Origin of the sequence: Actinoplanes sp. NPDC051633 (genome assembly GCF_040681735.1) — a bacterium.
In the GTDB taxonomy this organism is placed as follows: Bacteria; Actinomycetota; Actinomycetes; order Mycobacteriales; family Micromonosporaceae; genus Actinoplanes.
In genome coordinates this window covers 1-2,701 of sequence record NZ_JBFAZH010001052.1, presented here as the reverse complement: position 1 = coordinate 2,701, position 2,701 = coordinate 1, and the positions used below count along the sequence as shown (strand labels likewise).

General features: G+C 72.2%; 3 protein-coding genes. 2 read left to right on the top strand and 1 reads right to left on the bottom strand.

Going from position 1 to position 2,701, the window contains the following annotated elements; all coding sequences use genetic code 11:
* The coding region (gene modA, locus AB0M20_RS36755) for a molybdate ABC transporter substrate-binding protein (protein ID WP_364305320.1) at positions 1–671 on the top strand (671 nt) is incomplete at its 5' end.
* Here modA and AB0M20_RS36750 read toward each other — a convergent pair.
* Positions 660–1,529, bottom strand: coding sequence for a helix-turn-helix transcriptional regulator (locus tag AB0M20_RS36750; RefSeq protein ID WP_364305318.1), 870 nt, complete (start codon positions 1,527–1,529; stop codon positions 660–662). The two genes, modA and AB0M20_RS36750, sit on opposite strands and share 12 nt — an antisense overlap.
* Before the next feature lie 133 nt (positions 1,530–1,662).
* On the opposite strand from AB0M20_RS36750, the gene AB0M20_RS36745 reads away from it, so the two are divergent.
* Positions 1,663–2,701 (top strand): aldo/keto reductase (locus tag AB0M20_RS36745; RefSeq protein ID WP_364305316.1); only part of this gene is annotated, 1,039 nt, incomplete at its 3' end.

Here is a 2,701-nt window from a genome sequence, read left to right as displayed (position 1 = left end):
GCGCCCCAGGCGGCATGGTCGTCGTACACGCCGCCGACGAGCTGCGCGGCACGCTGACCCAGCTCGTGCCCAAATTCGAGGAAGCTTTCCCCGGAGCCCGGGTCGCTCTCGAATACGGCGACGGCACCGAGCACGCCCGGCACATCCGCGACGGCGCTCCGGTCGACGTGTTCGTCTCCGCCGACGCCGCCACCAGCAGCCTGGTCACCACCGGGCACGTACGCGGAAAACCCGTCGTCGTCGCCCGCAACCCGATCGTCATCGCCGTGCCCGGCAGCACCCGCAAGATCGCCGGGGTCGCCGATCTGGCCGGCGCACGCCTGGCGCTGTGCGCCGAGACCACCCCGTGCGGACGGGCCGGCCGGGCGGCGCTGAGCGCCGCGGCCGTCGACGTGCGTCCCGCGAGCTCCGAGGCCGACCCGCCGGCCGCCCTGACCCGGGTGCGCGCGGGCGCGGCCGATGCGGCCATCGTCCACCGCACCGACGTGGTGGCGGCCGGCGACGGCCTGCGCGCCGTCGACTTCACCGAGGCCCTGCGGATGGCGGACGAGTACACGGCCGTCCGCGTGACGACCGGGATCAACAAGGTCGGCGCGGACGCCTTCGTGGGCTTCCTGGGTTCGGCCCTGGCCACGCACGTCTTCGCCGACGCGGGCCTGTCACCGACCTGACCCCGCGGGTCCGACCGCGTTCGCCGCCCAGCTGGCGATCAGGTTGAGGGCGTCCTGGTCGGGAGAGCCCGGTTCGGCGCTGTAGGCGTTGAGCCGCAGGCCCTGGTCCGCGGTCAGGTCGAGCGACTCGTACGCGAGCGTGAGGTCACCGACCAGCGGATGGTGGAAGCGCTTGACCCCGGTCCGGTGCTGTCGCACGTCGTGCGCGGCCCACCACGTGCGGAACGGCTCGCTGCGCGTGGACAGCTCGCCGATCAGATCGGTCAGGGCGCGGTCGTACGGGTCGCGACCGGCCTCGCCGCGCAGGAGCGCCACGACGTCCTGGGCCAGTTGCTCCCAGTCGCGGTAGAACTCCTGCGACGCCGGGTCGAGGAAGACGAACCGGGCCAGGTTGGGCCGGGCCGCCGCGCCCTGGAACACCGGTGCGAAGACGGCGCGGGCGAGGTGGTTGGCGCCGAGGACGTCGAGCCTGCCGTTGCGGACATAGGCCGGGGCGCCGGTCATCGCGTCGAGCAGTTGCTGGACGCCGGGCCGGATGTCCGGGGTGGTGCGGCGCCGGGTCGCGCGCGAGCCGGTGTTGGCCTGCCGAGCCAGGTCGTAGAGGTGCTCGCGCTCGGCCTCGTCGAGGCGCAGCGCCCGGGCGAGCGACTCCAGCACGCTCTCGGACACACCGGAGAGGTTGCCGCGCTCCAGCCGGGTGTAGTAGTCGACGCTGACCCCCGCGAGCATCGCGGCCTCCTCGCGGCGCAGCCCGGCGACCCGCCGCGTGCCGCCGTACACCGGCAATCCGGCCTGCTCAGGGGTGATGCGAGCCCGGCGCGTGGTGAGGAAGTCGCGGGTCTCACTGCGGTGGTCCATGTGTTGGACGGTACGTCCGGCGATTCGGCGCTGGGAGGTTCTGGCAGTACCCGTAACGGCCTTCACTCCCGGCCGCCCCGCGATCCAGGGTTGGCTGTGACACCTGAACCGCGCCGACCGCAAGGAGCCTTCGATGGAACGACGTCCGCTGGGCCGCACCGGTGTCTCGATCAGCAAGCTGTGCCTGGGCACGATGATGTTCGGCGCGTGGGGCACCAGGGACCACGACGAAAGCATCAAGATCATCCACCGCGCGCTCGACGCCGGGATCAACTTCGTGGACACCGCCGACGTCTACTCGGCGGGGGAGTCGGAGGAGATCGTGGGCAAGGCGCTGGCCGGGCGCCGCGACGACATCGTGCTGGCCACCAAGGCGAACATGCCGATGGGCGACGACCCGAACCATCGCGGGAACTCGCGCCGCTGGATCGTCCGGGAGGTCGAGGACTCCCTGCGCCGGCTCGGCACCGACTGGATCGACCTCTACCAGATCCACCGCTGGGACCCGGCCGTGGACCTCGACGAGACGCTGGGCGCGCTCACCGATCTCGTCCGCGCGGGCAAGGTCCGCTACATCGGGCACTCGACGTTCCCGCCCTCCACGACGGTGGAGGCGCAGTGGGTGGCCGAGAAGCGCGGCCGGGAGCGGTTCGTCACCGAGCAGCCGCCGTACAACATCCTCGTCCGCAACATCGAGAACGAGGTCCTGCCCGTCGCCCAGCGGTACGGCATGGGGGTCGTTCCGTACAGCCCGCTCGCGGGCGGCTGGCTCTCCGGGCGCTACCGCAAGGACGCCCAGGAGGGGCCGATGTCGGTCGCGCGGCAGCGCCTGGCCAACCGGTTCGACCTGTCCCTGCCGGAGAACCAGCGCAAGCTGGATGCCGTCGAGCGGCTGTCCGAGCTGGCCGACGGCGCCGGCCTCACCCTGATCCAGCTGGCGATCGCGTTCGTGCTGCGCCATCCCGCCGTCACCGCGCCGATCATCGGCCCGCGCACCATGGAGCACCTGGAGTCACAGCTCGCCGCGGCCGATGTCGTCCTCTCCGACGACGTGCTCGACCGCGTCGACGAGATCGTGCCGCCGGGCGTCACGATCAACCCGGCCGAGAACGGCTGGGTCAGCCCGTCCTTGCTGCCGGCCGCGCGGCGGGATCAATACCGACTTCTGGCAT